Here is a 20,936-nt window from a genome sequence, read left to right as displayed (position 1 = left end):
TCCCCTCCGGGACAGGGCTCGTGTCAGTCCCGTTGCCCGGCGCGCACGGGCCGCTGGGCACCCTCACTGTCCTGACGGCCGCTTCGGACGAACCCGAAACTGCCCGGCAATTGCTCGACGCCGTGGCACAGTGGATCGCGGCACGATTGCGGTCCGATGAGGGCGCGCCGGCGGAGACACCGCAGACTGCCGCTGCGGAGCGCACCGTTCGAGTCGCGGACTTGACCCAGGCTCTCGCTGCCGCAGTCACCGGGCAGGACGTCATCGATGCTGTCGCTGAGCATCTGCGGCCGCTGTTCGACGCCACAGGCATCACCATCTGGAACGAGGAAGGCGAGCACCCCGTCCTGTTGGGTGCCGTCGGAATGCCGCAGGAATTCCTGATGCTGATCGGCGAGGTCCCCGTGGAGCAAAACACACCGCCCTACCAAGCCCTGAGGAGTGGTGTGCCGCTGTACATCTCCTCGCCACAGGAGTACCTCCGCCGCTATCCCCATCTCTCGGACATCGCCGAGCGGTCCGACAGCCAGACCTGGGCATACCTGCCGCTGGTCACATCCGGGCGGAGGGTCGGTGTCCTGTGCGTCTCCTACGCGCGGCCGCACACCTTCACCAGCGACGAGCGGACGCTGTTCACGGCAGTGAGCGGTCTGGTGGCCCAGGCGCTGGAGCGAGGTCGCCTGTACGACAGCGAGCATCGCCGAGCCCGCGAGTTGCAGCGCGGCCTACTCCCTCACGACCTGCCCGCCTTGCCCGCAGTCACCGCTGCCGCCCGTTATCTTCCGGCCGGAGAGGGAGCAGAGATCGGAGGCGACTGGTACGACGTCATCCCGCTGTCCGGGAGCCGGGTCGCCCTGGTTGTCGGAGACGTTATGGGCCACGGGCTGTCCGAAGCGGTCACCATGGGGCGGCTGCGGACCGCGGTCCACACGCTCGACGACCTCGACCTGCCGGTCGAAGAGATGTTCTTTCACCTCAACAATCTGGTCACCGCTCTCGGCGACGACTTTTACGCCACCTGTCTGTACGCCGTCTACGACCCCACCAGCAGCGGCTGCACCATCCTTACGGCTGGGCACCCGCCCCCTGCCGTGGTTCACCCCGAGGGAACGGTCCGCTTCCCCGATCTCCCGCTCAACCCGCCGCTCGGCACCGCGTGCCCGCCGTTCGAGTCGCACTCACTTGAGCTTCCTCCGAACAGCCTGCTGGTCCTCTACACCGACGGTCTTCTCGAGTCCCCGGAACGCGACTTGGACCTGGGCATGACCCTGATGGCCCGTCACCTCGGCTCCGGCCAGGTCCTCGCAGCTCAGGCCGAGCCGACGGCCGCACGGCTCAACTCGGTGTGCGACTCACTCATCGCCACGGTTCCGCGTGACCCACAGAAGGCCAATGACGATGCTGCCCTGCTCCTCGCCAGCGTCCACCCGCTTCCCCGTGAGGACATTGGCTGCTGGCGGCTGCCGGCAGATCCCCGGGCCGCGAGCCAGGCCCGCGGCTACGTCCGCGACCAGCTCGCCCGGTGGGGCCTGCATGATCTGGAGATGACCACCGAACTGCTGGTCAGCGAACTCGTCGGCAATGTGGTACGTCATGTCGGCGGACCGTCCACTCTGCGCCTGATGCGCAGCAGGTCGCTGATCTGCGAGGTCACCGACAACGGTGCCACCATGCCTCATATTCGCCGCGCGGCTGACACCGACGAGGGCGGCCGGGGGCTGCACTTGGTTGCCACACTCGCCGAACGCTGGGGCGCCCGCTACACCCCCTCGGGTAAGTGCATCTGGACCGAACAGGCCTTGCCTGAAGCCGCCTGGCTGACGCGGTGAACTCGCCATCCAGGTGGGCACCCACACATACTGGACCAACACGATGGAGAGGCCGAGCGGCCCGAGGCGGTTTACTGGTCGCGCGCGGAGAACCGTTTGGTGATCTCGGTCTTGACCGTCTCGTACAGCTCGTCCGACGTGAAGCCGAGGCTGCGCAGGATCTGCGCGGCCGGGCTCTCCTCGGCGCGGATCAGTCCCAGCAGCGTGTGTTCCGTGCCGACCCAGTCATGGCCGAGGTCGGCCGAAGCGCGGCGCGCCTGCCCGATGACCTCCTTGCTGTCCGCCCGGAACGGGATGTGGCCCCGCAGCGCCTTCGGCCCGGCCGGCGGCATCGCTTCCTCGATCGTTTCGCGGATGTGCTGCTCCGACCCGGCTTTCGCCATCAGCACCTCGTACGCCAGGCCCCGCGGTTCGCCGAGCAGGCCGAGCAGGATGTGTTCGGTGCCGATGAAGTCATGCTTGTGTGTTCGGGCGGCCTCCTGCGCCAGCACGATGCTGTGCCGGTTCAGCTCCGTGAACCGCTCGAACGCGGCGGGCGCATGGCGTTGCTGGGCGGCCTGTTTGGACACCCCGATGGCGTCGCCGATCTCGGTCCAGGACGCGCCGGCCTGCTTGGCCTTGCCGACGTAGTGGTCGACGAGCTGGTCGCCGAGGAGGGACAGGGTCTGAGCACGTACGTGGGCCTCGCTGATGCGGGCCAGGTCGTCGGCGTCGGGGAGTTCCTCGTCGAGACGGGCGATCAGGTCAGCGAGGCTGATGTTGAGTGGGCTCATGCGTCAATCGTAGATTGACGATCCCCAATCGTCAATCTGAAATTGACGCACGTTCCGAAGTGCGAGGAGACCGCCTCTCCGCTACCGGCTGAGGCCGGGACCGGCGAACGCCGAGGGCGTCGTCCGGCACCACGCCACACCCCTCAGCGTTGTGTGCCTGCCCGGCCGACGACTACCAGTCCTGTTCGGCGTTCATCTTCCCCAGGCCGAGGACATCCACATGGCCGTGATCGCCGTACACGGAACGCCGCCAGCGGGCGAACACTTGCGCAGTGCGGTCCACGTCTTCCCGTTCCATCACTCCGTAGTCGACCCGAACCAGGGACATACTGCGGGCGCTGCCCGCGGGCGTGCGGGTGTACACACTGGTCACGCGGACGGCGATGGCGGCATCCCCTTTCCGGGCATCCGTCGTGAGGTATGCGCGAAATCCGCGGAGCATCGGGAACCAGCGGTACGGACCGGCCGTCGGCACGCCCCCGGTGTCGTCCGTGGTGTCGCCCACGGGAGGGCCAGGGTCCTGCTGGTCGTCGCTGGTGGTGTCGGGGAGCGTCTGATCGTCGCTCGTCCCGTCCGCCGCAGACTGTCCCGGTCCAGATGTCGCGACCGCTCGCGCCCCTGCGTGCTGCGTACCGCAGGAGACCATCGGCAGGCAGCAGCAGACGAGCGCGGCAGCGACGGGTATGTACCGTATCGTGATCTTCATTGGCGTCCCCTTCCGGGGAATGAGAGGGGCCCACACAGCCCGGGGTTCCGTGCGGCACGGCCGGAAATGTGCAGTCCGCAGCCAGACACCTCGGAACCTGCTCCCGCGGTCGTCGATCGCAACTCCCGATGCTGACAAGCAGGATCAGCAGGGGGCGGCGCACGACGAGTACAGGCACGTGGGCTAGATTCATGGTCGCCTTCGCACGTCCCCACTGCCTGAGGAACTACCCCCGTGTCTCAAATACCGCCCCAGGGCGGCCTGAACACCTCTCACACCCCGGAGCAGATACGGCGCAACCGCCGGATCTTCCTCGGTCTGCTCCTTGTCATCGCGGGCCTGGTGGCGTTCGTGGTCTTTGGCCCGCACGACGCGAAGGACCAGTCCGCGACGCTCAAGGCCGGTGACTGCTTCCAGAACGTCGGGACGGACAAGGCAGCGAAAGCCAAGAAGCTCGACTGCACCGACCCGCACGCCGACTACAAGGTCCTGAAGATGGACAAGCACGGAGTCGTCGACACCTTCTCGTGCTCGGACGTTCCAGGCACGACCGGCTCACTCACCGAGATGGGCGCAGGAGGATCGTTCGTCGTCTGCTTCAAGGAAAACGACGAGAAGGGCAAGAAGTAGTCGGGCGCAGCGGTGGTCGGCCAGGTACCAGCGGCGCAGGCGCCTACCGTTGGCTCACGCGCTCGACGCACCATCAGGTCGTCATCGACACCGACAGGCGGCTGGTCGTCGTCGGCCGTCCGGTGCCCGGCAACGGCAACGACTGCAAGGCGTGGGAGCTGTCAGGAGCGACGGATGCGTGGAGACTTCAACCACCTTGTGGGCGCTCAGGCCAGCCGGCACGGTTCTGTGACCGGCAACACCCCGTGCGCCTGCCGGTAATCCTCCGCGGCGGACCCGCCGTACGGACACCGGTGCCGTGCACCGCCAGAACCTGACGGTGCACGGAACGGAACAGAACAGACGTAGACAGGGACGGCATGACACAACGTCACGCCGCAGCGGTCAGCCGTGCTGTGCGTGGAGAGGAGCGGCCTGCGGCTCCCCGGCTCGTCCGCGCCCCTGACCACGGCCCTGTCCGGCCCCGGCCTGCTGCTGATCACCGGCCCCAACGGCAGCGGGAAGTCCACGCTGCTCGGACAGCTCGCCGGCCGGATACCGGCACCCACCGGCACGGTCTCCTCTGCGGCACGCCGGTGCACGAGCTGCCGGCCGGGACCGTCGCGGAGACCGTCGTCCTCATCCGAGGAGCTGCTGGAGGCGCAGTTCCGGGCCCTGCCCGCGACCTCGGTGGTGATTGCCGAACAGGAGCAGCCTCCGGTCACGGCGATCAGGACCGGCTTGCCCGTCAGGGCGTCCGGGTCGATGAGGTCGACGCCCTGCACCCGCCTGTCGCCGCCGTGCGCCGTCGTTCGGCGCCGATGATGAACTGCGGGGCCGGCTGCCGATCCGCCGCCCCTCCTGCTCGGAAAGGAGTTCTTCGATGGTCGATGAACCAGTCTTGGTGCTTGCTGCGACCGGTGGTCAGGGCCGGGCCGTGACCGACGCGCTGCTGGCCCGCGGGGCCCGGATCAGGGCGCTGGTCCGCGACCCCGCCCGGAGTGCCGCGCGGCAACTGGCCGACCAGGGTGTCGAGGTGGTGGCGGGTTCCCTGAGCGATCCCGGTTCGCTGGCCGCGGCCATGAAGGGTGTGTCCGGTGTCTTCGCGTTCACCACGCCCTTCGAGGCCGGTGTCGAGGCGGAGGTGGAGCAGGGGCGGGCGATCCTCGCCGCTGCGGCGCGGGAGCACGTCGCGCACCTCGTGTTCAGTTCGGTGGCCGGGGCCGACCAGAACAGCGGGGTACCGCATTTCGAGAGCAAGGCGCGCATCGAGGCGGAACTGGCCGGGGGCGACGTGCCGTACACGATCCTGGGGCCGACGTACTTCTTCGACAACGCGCTCGGCGGCGCCCGGCGCATCCTCGACGGCGTGCTCGATCTGCCGCTGCCGCCCGACCGGCCGTTGCAGCAGCTCGCCCGGCCCGACCTCGGCGCGTTCGCCGCGGAAGTGCTGCTCGACTCCGCTGCGTACGTCGGGCAGCGCATCGAACTGGCCGGCGACGCGCCCACGCCCACGCAGATGGCCGCCGCGCTCGGTGCAGCGCTGGGACGAGAGGTCCGTCATGAGTACGTACCGCTCGCGGCCATCGACAATCCGGACATGCACGCGATGTGGACGTTCTTGAACGGACCCGGCTATCGCGTCGACATCCCCGCGCTCCATGCCGCCCATCCGGAGATCCACTGGACCGGCTTCGCCGACTGGGCGCGCAGCGCCTGGGCGACCGCCGGCTGAACCGGCGGTCCCCCTGCCGGCCGGCTCGCCGGGCCGCGAGCACGAGCACGAGCACGGGGGCGCTGGCTGCAGCCGACCCAGGCTCGCCCTCCCCTCCTCCGGGGTTTATCCGTCCAGGTAGGCCAGGGGCCAGACGTTGTCCGAAGGGGACCACACGCGCCGAACTCTACGGCTTCCTGGCCGACCGGAACGGCTGATCCGGAACGGCCGAGCCAGAACGCCAACCTGGCTCCACACCGAGATCCGTGTCGACGTCATAACCGAATTCGGCCTGGGCTGCCGTGGGGTACGCGATATCGGTCGCCAGGTCGAATGCCGCCCCGTCGATCGCTTTCTCCAACTCCGAGTCCTCGCGCCCGGCCCGAACACGGCGAGGGCGCGAAGGCGTGGATGTGTATGAGGCCGTGGACAGTCGACGGGCCGTGCGCGCGTTCAGCGATGAGCCGGTGCCCAAAGAGATGCTCGAACGAGTGCTGGCCGCTGCGACGCGGGCCCCGTTGTACCCGGCGGACCTGACCTCGCCATCTGGACCGTTTCTCCACCGCGGCCGCCCAGCGGTACCAAGCGTAGGGCGGTCCAGCCGGCCGTACCGAGTTGCAGACACTCCCGTAGGGACCAGATCCAGCAGACGGTCATGGCCGCCGGTGTCGAGGAGGTGATGGTCGTCACCACGCAGGCCGCGCCCTGAACCGGCCTCTGTGACGCTCTCCCGGCGCGTGGAATTCGCCACAATTGACTCCCTTTAGGGTGGATGAATGCGTAAAGGTAGTTCTTTACGGCTGGTTGCACTCCTCCGGTAACCAGCGCCAGGGATTCAACGACCAGCGGCATGGGAGAAGCGTTTGATCACGGCACGTAAGCGACGCACCGGGATGATGGCAACGGCCGGCGTATTCGGCGGCGTACTCGCACTCACGGCCCTCGGTGGTACCAGCAACGCTGCCACCAGCGGCAACGACACCGGGAATCACCCGAAATCGCAGGTGCTGGGAGGCCAGGCGGCCGCACAGGAGGCTTCCGACGCCCGAATAGAGATCACGCCCGGGCAAGGTGCCCACAACGTCGGGATCAACGCCCCCGTCAAGGTCACCGTCAGCAACGGCAAGCTCACCAAGGTGACCATGACGGCCGTCGCGACCGGTACCGAGATTCCGGGCACCCTGTCCGCGGACGGCACGTCCTGGAAGCTGAACGGCCGGCTGGAGCGGGCCACCAAGTACCAGGTCGCCGCGGAGGCCGAGGACGCCAAGGGCCGCTCCGCCACCGGGAACGCCACGATCACCACGGTCTCCCCGGGCAACGACTTCATCGGGCACCTCTCCCCCGAGGACGGCTCGACCGTCGGTGTGGGCATGCCGGTGACGGTCGACTTCGACAAGGCGATCAGTGACAAGGCCGCCGTGCAGTCGGAGATCCAGGTCAGCTCGAGCAGCGGCCAGCGGGTCGTCGGTCACTGGTTCAACGACGACCGCCTGGACTTCCGCCCCGAGAACTACTGGAAGCCCGGCTCCACCGTCACCGTCAAGCTCACCCACCACGGCGTCCAGAAGACGGTCACGTTCAAGATCGGCCGGAGCCAGATCAGCACCGTCGACGCCAAGACGAAGCACATGACCGTCGTACGGGACGGCAAGACGCTCAAGACCATCCCGATCTCGTCCGGCAGCCCCGAGCACCCGACGTACAACGGCCAGATGGTCATCTCCGAGAAGTTCCGGCAGATCCATATGAACGGTGCGAGCGTCGGCCTCACGAAGAAGGGCGGCAAGCCCGCGTACGACATCAAGGACGTACCGCACGCCATGCGCCTGACCGACTCGGGCACGTTCATCCACGGAAACTACTGGGGTGCCGACTCGATCTTCGGCAAGGCCAACACCAGCCACGGCTGCGTGGGCCTGAAGGACATCGAGGGCGGCGGCGACGGCAAGCAGCCCGCCGCGTGGTTCTTCGACAACTCGATGATCGGTGACGTCGTGATCGTCAAGAACTCCGCGGACAAGACCGTGCTGGCCCCGGACAACGGCCTCAGCGACTGGAACATGCCGTGGGCCGAGTGGGAAGCGGGCAGCGCGACACACTGACGCCACGTCACGCCACGCACATCAACCTGAATGCCTTCCGTCGGGCGGCGGCCGCCATCACGTCGGCCGCCGCCTGCGGCGCGTCAGGGCATTCCTCACTGTCCGCGTTCACCTCGTGATCCGCTGATGTGGGCGAAGCGACTGCGGGTGTTATTCAATGAGGTGTGCGGTCAGGGATCTCGGGGCCCGGTCGCACGGGTCCGAGTACGGCCCCGGCGCTGCGCCGGGGACTGCGTGAGAGAGCCGCATGGACTCCACACCCTCTCCTTCGTCCTCTTCGCCGTTCGACCTGGTCAGCAGCGCGCTGGGGCGCTACATCCCGCGCGGCGGAGCGGCAGCTGCCGCCGGTCCCGCCGACGCGCAGGGTGACCGCACCGCCGGCCAACGTGTACCGGACGGCGCGGCAGCCGGCCGTCAGGATCAGATTCTCGGCGTGGTCAACCTGGACAGGGATCTGACGATCACCGGCTGCAATCTGGACGCCCCCGTGTTCGCGGGTCTGGACGCCGTGGCCGGGAGTCCTTTCGTCGATCTCCTGCCCGCCGGGGACGTACCGACGGTCACACGGCGGTTGCGGCAGGTCCTGCAAACCGGTGAGGCGCATGTCGCCCGGATCCAGCGCCTGCGGCGCGGCGACGGGTCGGAGCTGGTGGTCTCGATGAGCATCCTGCCCGCCGCGGTGCCTCAGGAGGGCCTGACCGTCTCCGTGATCGCCATGGCCAGGAGGCTGCACCTGTACGCCGCCGAGACCGCGATCGGCACCTCGCTGGACATCGGCGAGACCGCGCAGTCGCTGGCGCAGTCCCTGCTGGCCTGGGGGGACGTGGCTGCCGTCGACCTCGATTTCGCCGTGTGGACGGGCGAGGGAGTCACCGGGCAGGCGCAGGGGCGCATCCGGCTGCGGCGGGCGGCCCTGGTGCCGGACCGGGCGTGGCCCGAGGGCTATGTGACTCCGGGCGACGATCTTCCCAGCGACGCGAGTCGCCTGCTGGCGCAGGCGGTACGACGGGACGATGCCCCGCAGGCCATCGTCATACCCGACCGAAAGGCGGTCGAGCGGGTTCTGGGCAGCCCGCGAGTGATGCGCGCCCTGGTGCCGGGTGAGCGGTCGGCGGGGGTGGCGTGCATACCGCTGGTCCTGGACGGCCCGCCGCCTGTCGTGCTGGGCGTGGCGGAGGTCTGGCGGCGGGCGGACTGCCCCTTCCGCGACAGCGAGCTGTTCGACCTGCAGGAACTGGTGGCCAGGACCGTCCATCACGTCGACCTGGCCCGTCAGCACCAGCGTGAGCACACGCAGGTGCTGGCGCTGCAGCGCCGGCTGCTGCCCCGCGCCGGCGGCGACACCATCGAGATCGCCAGCGTCTACCAGCCCGCCACGCCCGACAGCGCGGGCGTGGGCGGCGACTGGGTGAACAGCTTTCCGCTGCCGGACGGCCGTACCGCGCTGGTGGTCGGTGACGTCGTCGGGCACGGTCTGGGAGCCGCGGCCACCATGGGCCAGCTGAGCATGGAGGCCCGCGCGCTGCTGTCCGCGGGGCTGGCGCCGGACGAGGTGCTGGAGCACCTGGACGAGACCGTGACGTTGTTGGACGACGCGGAGTCCGGGCTGGCGGCCGGCTACAGCGCCCTCGGGTCGACCTGCTGCATCGCCCTCTACGACCCGGTCAGCCACCAGGTGGCGCTGTCCAGCGCCGGCCACCTCCCCCCGGTCCTGGTGTCCCCGGACGGGCACGCGGGCCCGCTCGCCGTCCGTCCTCACCCCGGCCTGGGCGCCGAGTTCGCGCTCCGGGAGCCTTTCGACGTGTACACGTTCGGCGCGCCCCCGGGCTCCCTGCTCGCCCTCTACACCGACGGCCTGGTGGAGGATCCGGCCGTGTCGATCGACGAGGGCATCGGCAGGCTGGCGGACGCCGTGTCCGGGGTGCACCCCTGGGACGCCCTGCAGCAGGCCGCACGGCACGTCGCCTCCGCCCTCGCACCCGTGCCCCAGCGCGACGACGTGACCCTGCTGCTCGCGCGGATGATCGGTTATCGCAAGGGGGACACCGCGACCTGGCGGCTGCCCGCCCGCGACGACGCCCCCGCCCGTGCCCGCGCGCAGGTCTCCGCGCTGCTGCGGCGATGGCGCACCAGGGACGACACCCGGGACACCGTGCTGCTGCTGGTCAGCGAGCTGGTCACGAACGCGGTGCGCTTCGCCACCGGCCCCATCACGGTACGGCTGATCAGGGCCGGTCACGGCCTGCTGTGTGAGGTGGGCGACACCGGCAACGGCCGGCCACGTCTGGGCCGGGGCGGCCTCCTCGACGACGGTGGTCGTGGCCTGCACATCGTGCACCGGCTCACCACCCGGTGGGGGGTGCGGTGGACGGACACCGGCAAGGTGGTCTGGGCGGAAGTCGCGAGGTGACGCGGGTGCAGGACGGGGGCTCGGCCGTCGTACGGGAGCACGGCGAGGGTACGAGCGGCGTGCGCGTCAGGCGGCGCACCGACGGTTACGGACGGCGCCCCCGGCGGCGCCGGCGGCGTGACCGGTGATGCGGGCGGCCCGTTCGCCGGTACGGGTGGCGCGGGCTCGCACTACAGCCACTCGCCTTCCAGGGCGGTGGCGGTCAGGCCCGGTGCCGCCGCGTACAGGACGGCGCGACTGCCCGGCTTCTGCCCGGCGTCGTGCGCCCGCCGCATGATGTCGAACACGGCCGCGCCGCCACGGTTGCCGCTGGTGTAGCTGTCCCGGCTGTAGTCCAGCAGCCCCGACGGCCAGGCATCAGGCATCGTCTGCTCCATGTACTCCAGCACCCGGGTCCCGCCGGGGTGCGCGAGCAGCACGTCGGGGTGCCAGGAGTCGGGGTGGTCCTGGTAGCGGACGCGCAGCCACTCCCACATCGCGGTGACCGTCTCCTGTACGGCGCGCGGCCCGCGCCGGTCCATCACGAAGTGGGTGCCGTCCGCCCGTGTGTCCAGGCGGTGCAGGTCCTGGGTGCCGGGCAGGGTGTGGTGCCATGCGGCGTCCAGCCGCAGGACCGACTCGCGCCTCTGGCGGCCCGTGACCACCATGGCGACCGCGGTGTCCGCGAACAGCAGCCGGACGATCAGGGACTCGAGCGTGTCGTCCGCGGGCTGGTAGGTCGTGCTCAGCGCCTCCGCGATCACGACGAGGACCACCCGGTCGGGGTCCGCGGCCACGAGATCCGCCGCCAGCGCCAGGGAGCGGGTCCCCGCGATGCAGGCCCACTGCGTGGCCGGCAGCAGCATCACGTCGTTGCGGAGCGAAAGCTTGTTGGCCAGGGCGATGTCCAGACCCGGCAGCGCCGGGGTGGTGGAGTTACTGGTGATCAGGCAGTCGACGTCTGCCGCGTCCAGCCCGGCGATCTGCAGGGCCCCGCGCGCCGCACGCTCCCCGTAGGACTGCACGGCCTCCCAGGCCGGCGCCGTGCGCTCCTGGACGGTCTGCGGCGTGGGTATCGCCTCGAGGGCGGCGATCACGCGGTCCACGTCCTGCTGGGTGAACCCGTCGCGTGCCAGCGCCTCTTGGGCCGCCCCGACGCCGACAGTCCGCAGGCCACCGCCGCTGCCGGGTGCGACGGCCGTCTCCAGCGGCAGCATCCACCCGCGGGTCTCGATGCCCGTGCTGGCCGCGATGCCGTCGATCCGCGGCGCCCACGCCGCGTGCGGATGCCGGTCACGCACCTCCGCCACGATCTCGCTGGTCTTCACGGCGTGCTCGCCGTGTATCACGGCAGGAGGGCAGAGGTAAGCGGCCATAATGAGCACCTTTCTGGGGACACAAGGAGGAACATCACGAGTGCTATGACATGGGCCACTTTGGAAGTTCGCGCCCAAGAGAATGCCGATGGGCTCCACTTCGGGAGCCGGTAGCCGTAGCCGGTAGCCGGTAGCCGCTTCGAGCATGGACGCTAAATGGACATTTGCGCTGTGATGCAGACAACTTGGGCGACCCTTTGGGTGCGTGACACGGCGCACACCGCAGAAAGCGGAGCCCCGCAGAGCGGCCCCGCAGGCCCTGCCTGACTTCCCGTCAGCCAGGAAGTCGCCTGGTCATTGCCGCCGGAGCGGGAAGACGCCCGCGGCGGCACAGGCACCTCGACCACATGGACTCTCCGCGACCGGGAAGCGGTGCGCCGCGATCGGCAAGCTGTCCGACGCAATGGGCGACAGCGGGGGACGAGGTAGGCGAACTGCGCTGCCGTACGCTACGTCGCCCACCGGATGCTGACGCGTGCGGGCGATGACGGCGTTCACCGAAATGTGCCGGGGGTGATTGCTGGACAGCGGTGGGGACGGAACGCCGCCGACCGCGCCGGTGCTCCAGGAACTCAGGAGGCTTCAGGCAATCCGTCGACGTCGAGCGCCTTCTGGCTACTTGACCGGATCCCCCTGGGGTGCAAAACCGCCGGCCCTCCAGACCGCCTGCTGAAAAGCGGCCGTCGGCATGAGCGTGTCCGGGACAGCCCCTTCGGGATGGCAGCCCGGCGGGAAGAACACACCGTCGCATCGTCCGCAGTACCAGGCCGCGAGCCATACGGGCATCGCCGTGGCCATGCCGTTCTCAACGCGTGCAGCAGCTCCCGGGTGCCAGCCGGCCGCCTACGGGGGCGGCGGCTCTCCTGTCCGGCCGCGCGCCACCGCGCCGGTTCCCTGCCAGTACAAACCACGACGCGGCACCCTGCCAGAGGCATGTGATGACCGGTTGTCCACCGGCGCACAGACGCCCGGCCCGGCGCAGGCCCCTGCCTCCCGGCAACCGGGCTCCCGGCACACTGGGCGCCAGGCACACTGGGCCGGTGAACGCATTCGAGGAGTACCTCGCCGAGTGGGCGCTCGGCGAGGAGTGGCGGCCGGTCGTGGAGCGGCTCGCCGAGCGGGTCGCGACCTGGCCTTCTGCGGCCCCGGCACCGGAGGACTTCTGCGTGGACGCACCCGTCGACGTGCGGTGGCACGAGGGACTGCTCGTCTGGGCACGAACCAGTACGGGCCGCGCCGCCCTCCCCGGCGGCCAGTTCGACGCCGGAGGTCTGCGGTGCGGAGCACCGAAGTCGCGGACGGGGCGAACGAACTGCCAAGTCGTCATGGCCATCAGCAGGGCCGTCTGCGTCAATGCGGCACCATCGGCACCGAGTTCGGGCCGCTCCGCAGGGCGAGCCCCAACTGCGCATCAGTCAGCGGCGCGACCAGCCCAACGAACAGATGATCACGAAGGAGCGGCCAGTTGGAGGTGAGTTCGACTTGCCCGGAGGGCACCCGGTCACAAGGACCCTGCTAGGCGAGGAGTTCGAGGACCATCTGCGAGGTCAGGCCGTGTGCGGGATTCGTGGTGACCAGCAGTGTCGGCACGGTTCGGCAGTGGGCCCACGTCCATGCTTCGGGGGTGAGGACATCGTCCACCCAGACAGCCGGACGGTCGCCGGCGAAGGTGTCGATCGCGGGCACCTTCTCCGCCGAATCGAACGGCACGGGCGGGAAACGAACGACTGGCAGGGTCGGCAGGTTCAGGACAGGTGCAACGAAGGTGTTCGCTTCGTCTTCCCAAGCCGTTGCCCAGGCCAACTCGAACTCCCGGCCCAGGTCCGCGAGCCAGGGGCCATGGGCGTCGCACGGGCGGACCGGCGGCTCCTCCCCGGGGAAGAAGACATGCTCGCGCAGCACCCCGTCGACGTCCAGAAGGAGCAACGGCCGGTGTCCCGGAACCAGGCCGGCGCCTGCGTCGACGGGCAACTCCCCAAGCGGCATACGGACATTCAACCAGGCGGCGGCAGTCGGGTCCGGTGATCCAAGAGAAAGGTCGTCCGGGTGGTCGAACTCGGACAGCAGGTCGCGTACCGGCGTCTCGCACGCCTCCAGCAGCTTCCTGTCCCCGGCAAGGTCGTCCTTGTCGGGGAAGACCACGATGCCGGGGGCCGAAAACCGGGACGACGGCAACCCGAGGTCCTTCCCGCGCACTTCATGTCCGACGGGATGGCAGGATGCGCACGCCCGCGCGGCGAGCGTCTGCGCGGCCTGCCGGAGGTCGTGGCCGCGCGGTGGCGGTGGGCGGGGGGCTCGGCGGCCCCATGCCGTCGCTGGGAGCTGAGAGGTCGGGCCCGAACCCGGTCACGTCCCGGCACGGCTTGGGCAGGACCTCCCCGCCGCCCTCGGTGATCCGTCGCACCGAGCCGCGCCGGGCCTCGGGCGCGGGCCGCGGCAACGGGTCGACGGACCACCTTGCACGAACACGCGTGGCATGTCTGTTTCTGCCTGTGATGGTGAGGATGCTGTGGAGGACGGCAAACGGGCTTCCGGGCTGCCGGAAGCCTCCCTACCCTCCCGGAATCATGACAACAGAACACGCGCAGCAGCAGCCCCAGCCGGCCGTCGGACATTCCCGCAGAAGTTTCCTCACGGCCGCAGGCGGCGCGGTCGGCGCGACCGCGTTACGTCCCGCAGCGCGGGCAGCCGCGGCATCGCCCTCCCGCCGGCGCGTCGCCGTCCTCGGCGGCGGCGTCTCCGGGCTCAGCGCCGCCCACGAACTCGCCGAACGGGGCTACGCCGTCACCGTGTACGAGTACTACGACACCCTCGGCGGCAAGGCCCGCTCGATGGACGTCCCCGGCACGGCCGCCGGCGGCCGGCGGCCCCTGCCCGGCGAGCACGGCTTCCGCTTCTTCCCCGGCTTCTACCGGAACCTGCCGGACACGATGCACCGCATCCCGTTCCCCGGCAACGCCGGCGGCGTCCACGGCAACCTCCGCAACGCCACCGAGGAGTTGTTCGCCCGCACCTCGGGCCGCCCCGACCTGCACTTCCCACTGCGCCGGATCACGACTCCGCCGGCGCCCGGCGACATCACCACGTCCTGGATCCGCGACCAGATCCTGTCCGTACTGGATGTGGGCACCCGCCTGCCCGCCGACGAGGCCGCCTACTTCGCCGACCGTCTCCTTGTCCACCTCACCAGTTGCGACGCACGCCGCGAGGGCCAGTGGGAGAAGGTCGCCTGGTGGGACTTCATCCGCGCGGGCGAGATGAGCAGGGAGTACCAGACGCTCCTCGGCATCGGGCAGACCCGCAACCTCGTCGCCACCCGCGCCGAGGTGGCGTCGACCAGGACCGTCGGCCGCGTCATCATCGAAGCCCTGATCCTGTGGGGCCTGCTCGGCCGCGGGATGGACGGCGACGCCGACATCGACCGCGTCCTGAACGCTCCCACCAGCGAGGCCTGGATCAACCCCTGGGAGGCGCATCTGCGCTCGCTCGGCGTCGACTTCGTGACCGGCACACAGGTCTTGGAGGTCGGGTACGAGGGCGGGCGGGTGACCGGCGTCCGCGTCGCGGCCCGCGACGGCAGCCACGAACGCACGGTCACCGCCGACCACTACGTCTCCGCGATGCCCGTCGAACACGCCCGCGCCACCTGGGGCAGGGCCCTGCGCGCCGCCGACCCACAGCTCGGCCGGTGCGACGCGCTGAAGACGGACTGGATGACCGGCGTGATGTTCTACCTGCGCACGCCCACCCCCGTCGTGCACGGCCACATCAACTGCCTCGACTCGCCCTGGTCGGTGACGGCCATCGGCCAGGCGCAGTTCTGGGACGGACGGGACTTCTCCCGCGACTATGGCGACGGGCGGGCCCACGACTGCCTCTCCGCGATCATCTCTGAGTGGGACAAGCCCGGCATCCTGTACGGCAAGACGGCCAAGCAGTGCACCAGGGACGAGATCGTCGCCGAGCTGTGGGCGCAGCTGAAGGACGGGCTGAACGACGCCGGCAAGACCACGCTCAGGGACGGGGACCGTCTCGGCTGGTTCATGGACCCGGCGGTGACGGGCCTCGGCGGCCCCGACCCGCACAACCGCGAACAGCTCCTCATCCACCCGACGGGCACGCTCTACCACCGTCCCTCGGCACGGACGGCGATCCCGAACTTCTTCCTCGCGGGCGACTACGTCCGCACCGACGTCGACCTCGCGACCATGGAAGGCGCCAACGAGTCCGCACGGCGAGCCGTCAACGCCCTGCTGGACGCGGACCGTTCGGACGCCGAGCGGTGCCGTGTGTGGGAGCTGTACCGGCCGCCGGAGATGGAGCCCCTGAAGCGGATCGACGAGGTGCGCTACAGGCTCGGTCTGCCCAACACCTTCGACCTGGGATGAGCCGGATGGGACGCCGCCCCGGCGAGAGCGGCAGGATCGAATCGACCATGCGGGGCCTCCGCGCTTCGGTGGGTCCCCTCCCCCGCGCCCTCACCGCTCCCGGCCGGCACACGCTGCTCTGTGGTGACACCGGTGCGCGACCAGGCCAAGCGGAAGACGGCGCCCTGCACACGAAGCCCTGCTCACCAGCCGGTGCACTGAAACCGTCCCGGCCCCCGGAGCAGGTCCGCCACCACGCTCGCTGGCGCCCTGCCAAGCGGTGTGGGCCACGACGACCCGCGCGGCGGGCCGGCATCGGCGAGCGCACAGGAGTCGGCATAACCGATCGACACTCTGATCGTGATGGCGTTGGCTGACCGACATGCCAGAACTGCGTACCGATCGTCTCCTGCTCCGCCGGTGGCGGGAGTCCGACCTCGAACCGTGGGCGGCGATGAACGCCGATCCGCATGGTTACGCCACCGAGGCCGCTCTGGCCTGCCTGGCCTTCGTCTTCGAGGCGGCGGTGGCACCACCACAGCAGCCGGGCCACGGCGACGGCCGCGGGCAGTGGTCGCGTGCGGCCATACCGCCCAGGCGCAGCAAGGTCCGAGCGACGGGAACCCAGTCGATGGGCAGCCGACCGCCCCGCCCACGACGTACCCCTACTCCACCTGCAGCCGCTGACAGCGCCGCGCCCCGCACGCTTGCGCGCTTCGGATCACCGGCGGAGCGAACGCCCGAGCGTAGAGCGTGTCCGTGCGCCCCAAATGCCACCATCACTCTTAACGTGACGCTCATGAGGACTAACTTTCTGTCACGGTTGGCGCGACGGCTGTCCGCGCTGACGGCCGCCGCGGCCGTCTCAATGACGGCCGCGGCAGGCGCCGCCTCGGCCAATGACACGTTCCTCGGCCGACTCCACACCGTGCGTGAGATCGCCTCCACGGTCCCCGCGAACGGCGATGTGAACCCCTACGGCACCGCCGTGGTCAGGCACGACGCTGGGAAGCTCCGCAGAGGCAACGTGCTGGTCAGCAACTTCAACAACAGCCAGAACCAGCAGGGCACGGGCACCACCCTGGTCCAGATCAGCCCGCGGGGCACCGCCAGGCTGTTCGCCCAGATCGACCCTGCCCACCTGCCCGGCCCCTGCCCCGGCGGCGTGGGTCTCACCACCGCTCTGAGCATCCTGCCCGGCGGGTGGGTGGTGGTGGGTAGCCTGCCGACCGCCGACGGCACCTCCGCCACCGCGCAGGCAGGCTGTCTGCTGATCCTGGACAGCCACGGCCGGGTCCGCGAGACCCTCGCCGGACACGGCATCAACGGACCGTGGGACATGACCGCCGCGAGCCACGGCGACTGGACCGACTTGTTCGTCACCAACGTGCTCAACGGCACGGTGGCGGGCGGCGGCAACGAAGTGGACGGGGGCACCGTTTTGCGCATCGCCCTCAAGCTCCATGGCAACCAGCCGCCGGAGCGGGTGCGGACGACCACGATCGGCTCGGACTTCGCCGAGAGGACCGACCCCGACGCGTTGGTGGTCGGCCCGACCGGCGTCGGCCTCGCCCGGGACGGCGCGCTCTTCGTCGCCGACACGGTCAAGAACCGGATCACCGTCATTCCGGATGCACTGTCCCGGGAGTCCAGTGCCGGCACCGGTCCGGTCGTCAGCAGCGGCGGCCGGCTCAACGGCCCTCTCGGCCTGGCCATCGCGCCCAACGGCCACATCCTGACCGTGAACGGCGGTGACGGCAACATCGTGGAGACCATCCCGTCGTCGGGCCGCCAAGTGGCCTTCCGGCAACTCGACAACAGCGGCTCCCCGCCGGGTGCGGGCGCGCTGTTCGGTCTGGCGGTGGACCTGGACCGTGACGCGGTGTACTTCGTCGACGACGCCACCAACTTCCTCAACGTCCTGGAGTGATCCACGAGAATCGCGGGAGGCCCCGGATTCCGGGGCCTCTCACTGTCGCGCGCGCACTCGGCACGATGCGCCTGCAGTCCGGGGGGCCTGGTGTGCCGTGACCGGGCACAGCGGTCCTAGAGCTTGGTCATCTTGGTGTACGGGCTCAAGACCCGCACCTGCGCCGAGCCGAAATCCACGAGTGCCGCGATTCCATCCTCGATGCCGATTACACGGCCGAGGCCGTACATGTCGTGTGTGACCTGGTCGCCCAGGGCGAAGTGCTTGGGAACTGGCGTGACCGGTGCTTTGAATGGGCTGGTAGGCAAATGTCGCTTCGGCGCAGCAGGCTTTGTCATCTCCCTCAGTATGCACCCACGAACTGTGCTGGTGGCTGACTTTCAGGGACAGGAGCAGCCGATCGTCGGACTCCACTCCTGCATGGGCTGGGCCAGCCGTTCGGCTAGCAGACGGACTGTGTCGGGCGGTTCGGATTCGCAGAAGGCCGAACCGCCCGTACGCTTCGTGGTGTCTACGGCGTCACATAGCGGGCGCCAAACACTGGAGGCAATACCTCGTGCTGATTGCGCAGCGTCCGTCACTGACCGAAGAGGTCGTCGACGAGTTCCGCTCCCGGTTCGTGATCGAGCCGCTGGAGCCGGGCTTCGGCTACACCCTCGGCAACTCTCTCCGCCGTACCCTCCTGTCGTCGATCCCCGGCGCTGCTGTCACCAGCATCCGCATCGACGGTGTCCTGCACGAGTTCACCACCGTGCCGGGCGTCAAGGAGGACGTCACCGACCTGATCCTCAACATCAAGCAGCTGGTCGTCTCCTCGGACAACGACGAGCCGGTCGTGATGTACCTGCGCAAGCAGGGCCCGGGCCTGGTCACCGCCGCCGACATCGCGCCCCCGGCCGGTGTCGAGGTGCACAACCCCGACCTCGTCCTCGCCACCCTCAACGGCAAGGGCAAGCTGGAGATGGAGCTGGCCGTCGAGCGCGGTCGCGGTTACGTCTCCGCCGTGCAGAACAAGCAGGTGGGCCAGGAGATCGGCCGTGTCCCGGTCGACTCGATCTACAGCCCCGTGCTGAAGGTCACGTACAAGGTCGAGGCCACGCGTGTCGAGCAGCGCACCGACTTCGACAAGCTGATCGTCGACGTCGAGACCAAGCAGGCCATGCGTCCGCGTGACGCCATGGCGTCCGCCGGCAAGACGCTGGTCGAGCTGTTCGGTCTCGCCCGTGAGCTGAACATCGACGCCGAGGGCATCGACATGGGCCCGTCCCCCACGGACGCCGCCCTGGCCGCCGACCTCGCGCTGCCGATCGAGGAGCTGGAGCTGACGGTCCGCTCCTACAACTGCCTCAAGCGTGAGGGCGTCCACTCGGTGGGTGAACTCCTGGCACGCTCCGAGGCCGACCTGCTGGACATCCGCAACTTCGGTGCGAAGTCGATCGACGAGGTCAAGGCGAAGCTGGCCGGCATGGGCCTGGCCCTGAAGGACAGCCCGCCCGGATTCGACCCGACCGCCGCGGCCGGCGCCTTCGGCGCCGACGACGACGGGGACACCGGGTTCGCGGAGACCGAGCAGTACTGAACGCTACGCCGGGTCGCGGGGGGCCGGAAAGGCAGAGGAGCCGGCAATGAGCAGGCCTCCCGCGCCCGGCGTCGCGGACCACGGTGATGTCGCCCCGGGCCTGCAAGGTGGCGCTCTCGACGAGCGCCCGCTTGGCAGCCTCGATGCACACCGAGGTGACGCGCCGAGCGGTGGCCCCGCGCCGGCGATCCAACGTGTCAGCGTCGGATCGTGCCGAGCTTGGTCGATTCCGCCGCCACCGGCCACCACCAACGTATCGATCCCAGCAGGGTCCAGATCGGCCACACCGCGGCGCGGCGATCTGGCAGGAGTATCCGCCGGTGAGCCGGTCGTCGTGCTGGAACACCTCGTAGGGACCGAAGAGGTCCAGAGGCCGGAAACCCTCGAAGACGACGAAGCCGATGGGGCGCTGCTTCACCCCTCCACTCCGTGATCCGACAACGACGGCGTCAACGACACATTCCCCACGCTTGGTGCCATGCCGGCCCGCGCGCAGAGCGGCAGTCGACGCCCATCGCCTATGCCGCAGAACGGTCAGCCGGCCAGGGGATTTTGGCGGCGATGACGTCCGTACGCTCAAGCGTGGGCGGCTGGGCAAAGTGCTCGAGCGCTTCGGCCAGCCGGGCCCGTCCTGCCTCCAGGTGAGCCTGCCGGTCGGCTTCGCCAGGGAAGGCGTCGACGACCGCGTAGGTCGTCGGCCCCAGGCGCAGCGCCATCCAGACGATGGTGCCGGATTCCGCCTCGACGTCCGGCAGTGCCGCCCTCAACAGGGCTTCCACTGCGGCCTCATGGCCCGGTTTGGCTTCCACGCGCACGAACAATCCCACATCGACCATGGCTTTCACTCCAGTCGCTGTCGCTGTTCCGCCTGTCGGTGCGGACTGAGACCAGGCAGAGAAAGGGACTTACAGGGGCAAGAGGGCCGCGGTGATGATTCGGTTGAGGCGGTCCGGGCCGTCGGCAGTTCTCGCCAAGACGTGCATGCCGACGATGACGGCGAGCAAGCCGCTCGCGATCTCCTGGGGATCGCGGCGGGCGTCGAACTCCCCAGCGCGTCGGCCTTCCTCGACCACCGCCCGCAGCACGCTCTCGATACGGTCGAAAACACTCCGGACGACGGCGGCCGCCTCCCGGCCCACACTGATCAGTTCGGCCGAAGTGTTCACGGCCAGACAACCGCGCAGATCAGGATCCGCAAGATCGGATTGCGCAAGCTCCTGCAGCGCGGCTCGCAGCCGGTCCTTGACCGGCCCGGGCGCCCGCAACCGCTCGGCCAGCGCCGCCACCTGGGCGTCGCCGTAGTGTCGCAGTGCGAGCAGGAAGAGCTTCTGCTTGCTGCCGAACGCGTGGTACAGGCTCCCCTTGCCGATGCCGAGCGCATCCACCAGGTCCTGCGGTGTCGTCGCGGCATAACCCTTGCGCCAGAAGACCTCCATCGCCGCGCTGACGGCGATCCCGGGTTCGAACTGCTTGGGCCTGCCCATACCGGGAACACTACAAATTCTGTACCTCCAGGTCAAGTATTCACGGCTGTCAGCGGCACGGGATGCACTCCCCGC

The 20,936-nt window shown here is 69.5% G+C and carries 17 protein-coding genes and 5 pseudogenes; 12 read left to right on the top strand and 10 right to left on the bottom strand.

The genetic code is table 11. From position 1 onward, the window contains the following. Positions 1–221: 221 nt before the first annotated feature. Positions 222–1,829: an ATP-binding SpoIIE family protein phosphatase gene (locus A6P39_RS40440; RefSeq protein WP_275883956.1), complete on the top strand. Its 1,608-nt coding sequence runs from the start codon at positions 222–224 to the stop codon at positions 1,827–1,829. A 71-nt stretch (positions 1,830–1,900) separates the two neighbouring features. On the opposite strand, the gene A6P39_RS40435 is transcribed toward A6P39_RS40440, so the two are convergent. After that, positions 1,901–2,602 (bottom strand): Clp protease N-terminal domain-containing protein, encoded by a 702-nt coding sequence (locus A6P39_RS40435; protein WP_067040106.1) that lies wholly within the window; start codon positions 2,600–2,602, stop codon positions 1,901–1,903. 172 nt (positions 2,603–2,774) lie between these two features. Further along, the gene (locus tag A6P39_RS40430) at positions 2,775–3,308 is read right to left on the bottom strand and encodes a hypothetical protein (RefSeq protein ID WP_067040109.1); all 534 of its coding nucleotides are present in this window, start codon (positions 3,306–3,308) and stop codon (positions 2,775–2,777) included. 234 nt (positions 3,309–3,542) lie between these two features. Between A6P39_RS40430 and A6P39_RS40425 the strand changes: the two genes are divergently transcribed. The 4 genes and pseudogenes from A6P39_RS40425 to A6P39_RS40410 all read left to right on the top strand — a co-directional run bounded on the left by A6P39_RS40425 (position 3,543) and on the right by A6P39_RS40410 (position 5,652). After that, the gene (locus A6P39_RS40425) at positions 3,543–3,938 is read left to right on the top strand and encodes an LppU/SCO3897 family protein (protein ID WP_067040111.1); all 396 of its coding nucleotides are present in this window, start codon (positions 3,543–3,545) and stop codon (positions 3,936–3,938) included. 62 nt (positions 3,939–4,000) lie between these two features. Beyond that, positions 4,001–4,117, top strand: a pseudogene (locus A6P39_RS40420) (IS5/IS1182 family transposase); the annotation flags it as partial. A gap of 220 nt (positions 4,118–4,337) precedes the next feature. Then, complete coding sequence (locus A6P39_RS40415) at positions 4,338–4,742, top strand: ATP-binding cassette domain-containing protein (protein ID WP_234378741.1); 405 nt, start codon at positions 4,338–4,340, stop codon at positions 4,740–4,742. 58 nt (positions 4,743–4,800) lie between these two features. Then, a complete protein-coding gene (locus A6P39_RS40410; protein WP_067040116.1) occupies positions 4,801–5,652 on the top strand; it encodes an NmrA/HSCARG family protein in 852 nt (283 codons plus the stop codon). Positions 5,653–5,818: 166 nt separating this feature from the next. Here A6P39_RS40410 and A6P39_RS40405 read toward each other — a convergent pair whose 3' ends face one another. Then, entirely contained in the window at positions 5,819–5,992 is a 174-nt protein-coding gene (locus tag A6P39_RS40405) for a hypothetical protein (protein ID WP_199840689.1), read from the bottom strand. A gap of 46 nt (positions 5,993–6,038) precedes the next feature. Here A6P39_RS40405 and A6P39_RS40400 point away from each other — a divergent pair. From A6P39_RS40400 to A6P39_RS40390, 3 genes and pseudogenes are all read left to right on the top strand, one after another. After that, positions 6,039–6,219 (top strand): annotated as a pseudogene (locus A6P39_RS40400) (nitroreductase family protein); the annotation flags it as partial. Between the two features lie 305 nt (positions 6,220–6,524). After that, positions 6,525–7,736, top strand: a complete 1,212-nt coding sequence (locus A6P39_RS40395; RefSeq protein ID WP_199840688.1) for a L,D-transpeptidase — start codon at positions 6,525–6,527, stop codon at positions 7,734–7,736. A gap of 247 nt (positions 7,737–7,983) precedes the next feature. Beyond that, entirely contained in the window at positions 7,984–10,146 is a 2,163-nt protein-coding gene (locus A6P39_RS40390; protein ID WP_067040122.1) for an ATP-binding SpoIIE family protein phosphatase, read from the top strand. Positions 10,147–10,316: 170 nt separating this feature from the next. Here A6P39_RS40390 and A6P39_RS40385 read toward each other — a convergent pair whose 3' ends face one another. The 3 genes and pseudogenes from A6P39_RS40385 to A6P39_RS40375 form a co-directional block, all read right to left on the bottom strand. Further along, a complete protein-coding gene (locus A6P39_RS40385) occupies positions 10,317–11,501 on the bottom strand; it encodes a polyketide synthase (protein WP_067040125.1) in 1,185 nt (394 codons plus the stop codon). Positions 11,502–13,016: 1,515 nt separating this feature from the next. Next, the gene (locus A6P39_RS40380) at positions 13,017–13,487 is read right to left on the bottom strand and encodes a hypothetical protein (RefSeq protein WP_067040173.1); all 471 of its coding nucleotides are present in this window, start codon (positions 13,485–13,487) and stop codon (positions 13,017–13,019) included. 319 nt (positions 13,488–13,806) lie between these two features. Continuing rightward, positions 13,807–13,979 (bottom strand): annotated as a pseudogene (locus A6P39_RS40375) (peptide deformylase); the annotation flags it as partial. Positions 13,980–14,068: 89 nt separating this feature from the next. On the opposite strand from A6P39_RS40375, the gene A6P39_RS40370 reads away from it, so the two are divergent. The 3 genes and pseudogenes from A6P39_RS40370 (at position 14,069) to A6P39_RS40360 (ending at position 17,798) form a co-directional block, all read left to right on the top strand. Further along, the gene (locus tag A6P39_RS40370; protein ID WP_067040128.1) at positions 14,069–15,889 is read left to right on the top strand and encodes a hydroxysqualene dehydroxylase; all 1,821 of its coding nucleotides are present in this window, start codon (positions 14,069–14,071) and stop codon (positions 15,887–15,889) included. Positions 15,890–16,250: 361 nt separating this feature from the next. Then, positions 16,251–16,337, top strand: a pseudogene (locus tag A6P39_RS40365) (GNAT family N-acetyltransferase); the annotation flags it as partial. 330 nt (positions 16,338–16,667) lie between these two features. Then, a complete protein-coding gene (locus A6P39_RS40360) occupies positions 16,668–17,798 on the top strand; it encodes a hypothetical protein (RefSeq protein ID WP_067040131.1) in 1,131 nt (376 codons plus the stop codon). A 116-nt stretch (positions 17,799–17,914) separates the two neighbouring features. Here the strand turns inward: A6P39_RS40360 and A6P39_RS40355 are convergent, their stop codons facing one another. Continuing rightward, the gene (locus A6P39_RS40355) at positions 17,915–18,136 is read right to left on the bottom strand and encodes a hypothetical protein (protein WP_067040134.1); all 222 of its coding nucleotides are present in this window, start codon (positions 18,134–18,136) and stop codon (positions 17,915–17,917) included. Positions 18,137–18,354: 218 nt separating this feature from the next. On the opposite strand from A6P39_RS40355, the gene A6P39_RS40350 reads away from it, so the two are divergent. Continuing rightward, positions 18,355–19,377: a DNA-directed RNA polymerase subunit alpha gene (locus tag A6P39_RS40350; RefSeq protein ID WP_067040137.1), complete on the top strand. Its 1,023-nt coding sequence runs from the start codon at positions 18,355–18,357 to the stop codon at positions 19,375–19,377. A 145-nt stretch (positions 19,378–19,522) separates the two neighbouring features. On the opposite strand, the pseudogene A6P39_RS45685 reads toward A6P39_RS40350, so the two are convergent. From A6P39_RS45685 to A6P39_RS40340, 3 genes and pseudogenes are all read right to left on the bottom strand, one after another. After that, positions 19,523–19,795 (bottom strand): annotated as a pseudogene (locus A6P39_RS45685) (GlxA family transcriptional regulator); the annotation flags it as partial. A 100-nt stretch (positions 19,796–19,895) separates the two neighbouring features. Continuing rightward, complete coding sequence (locus tag A6P39_RS40345; protein WP_067040140.1) at positions 19,896–20,213, bottom strand: putative quinol monooxygenase; 318 nt, start codon at positions 20,211–20,213, stop codon at positions 19,896–19,898. A gap of 69 nt (positions 20,214–20,282) precedes the next feature. Then, positions 20,283–20,861, bottom strand: a complete 579-nt coding sequence (locus tag A6P39_RS40340; protein WP_067040143.1) for a TetR/AcrR family transcriptional regulator — start codon at positions 20,859–20,861, stop codon at positions 20,283–20,285. Positions 20,862–20,936: the final 75 nt, after the last annotated feature.

The organism is Streptomyces sp. FXJ1.172, assembly GCF_001636945.3.
Classification (GTDB): domain Bacteria; phylum Actinomycetota; class Actinomycetes; order Streptomycetales; family Streptomycetaceae; genus Streptomyces.
The sequence above is the reverse complement of the archived record's forward strand: the minus strand, read 5'-3'. Positions and strand labels throughout refer to the sequence as shown.

Coding starts and splice junctions, on each gene's coding strand:
- A6P39_RS40435 (WP_067040106.1), bottom strand. CDS start 2,602: ATGAGCCCACTCAACATCAGCCTCGCTGACCTGATCGCCCGTCTCGAC.
- A6P39_RS40430 (WP_067040109.1), bottom strand. CDS start 3,308: ATGAAGATCACGATACGGTACATACCCGTCGCTGCCGCGCTCGTCTGC.
- A6P39_RS40410 (WP_067040116.1), top strand. CDS start 4,801: ATGGTCGATGAACCAGTCTTGGTGCTTGCTGCGACCGGTGGTCAGGGC.
- A6P39_RS40395 (WP_199840688.1), top strand. CDS start 6,525: ATGATGGCAACGGCCGGCGTATTCGGCGGCGTACTCGCACTCACGGCC.
- A6P39_RS40390 (WP_067040122.1), top strand. CDS start 7,984: ATGGACTCCACACCCTCTCCTTCGTCCTCTTCGCCGTTCGACCTGGTC.
- A6P39_RS40385 (WP_067040125.1), bottom strand. CDS start 11,501: ATGGCCGCTTACCTCTGCCCTCCTGCCGTGATACACGGCGAGCACGCC.
- A6P39_RS40380 (WP_067040173.1), bottom strand. CDS start 13,487: ATGCCGCTTGGGGAGTTGCCCGTCGACGCAGGCGCCGGCCTGGTTCCG.
- A6P39_RS40370 (WP_067040128.1), top strand. CDS start 14,069: ATGACAACAGAACACGCGCAGCAGCAGCCCCAGCCGGCCGTCGGACAT.
- A6P39_RS40360 (WP_067040131.1), top strand. CDS start 16,668: ATGAGGACTAACTTTCTGTCACGGTTGGCGCGACGGCTGTCCGCGCTG.
- A6P39_RS40355 (WP_067040134.1), bottom strand. CDS start 18,136: ATGACAAAGCCTGCTGCGCCGAAGCGACATTTGCCTACCAGCCCATTC.
- A6P39_RS40345 (WP_067040140.1), bottom strand. CDS start 20,213: ATGGTCGATGTGGGATTGTTCGTGCGCGTGGAAGCCAAACCGGGCCAT.
- A6P39_RS40340 (WP_067040143.1), bottom strand. CDS start 20,861: ATGGGCAGGCCCAAGCAGTTCGAACCCGGGATCGCCGTCAGCGCGGCG.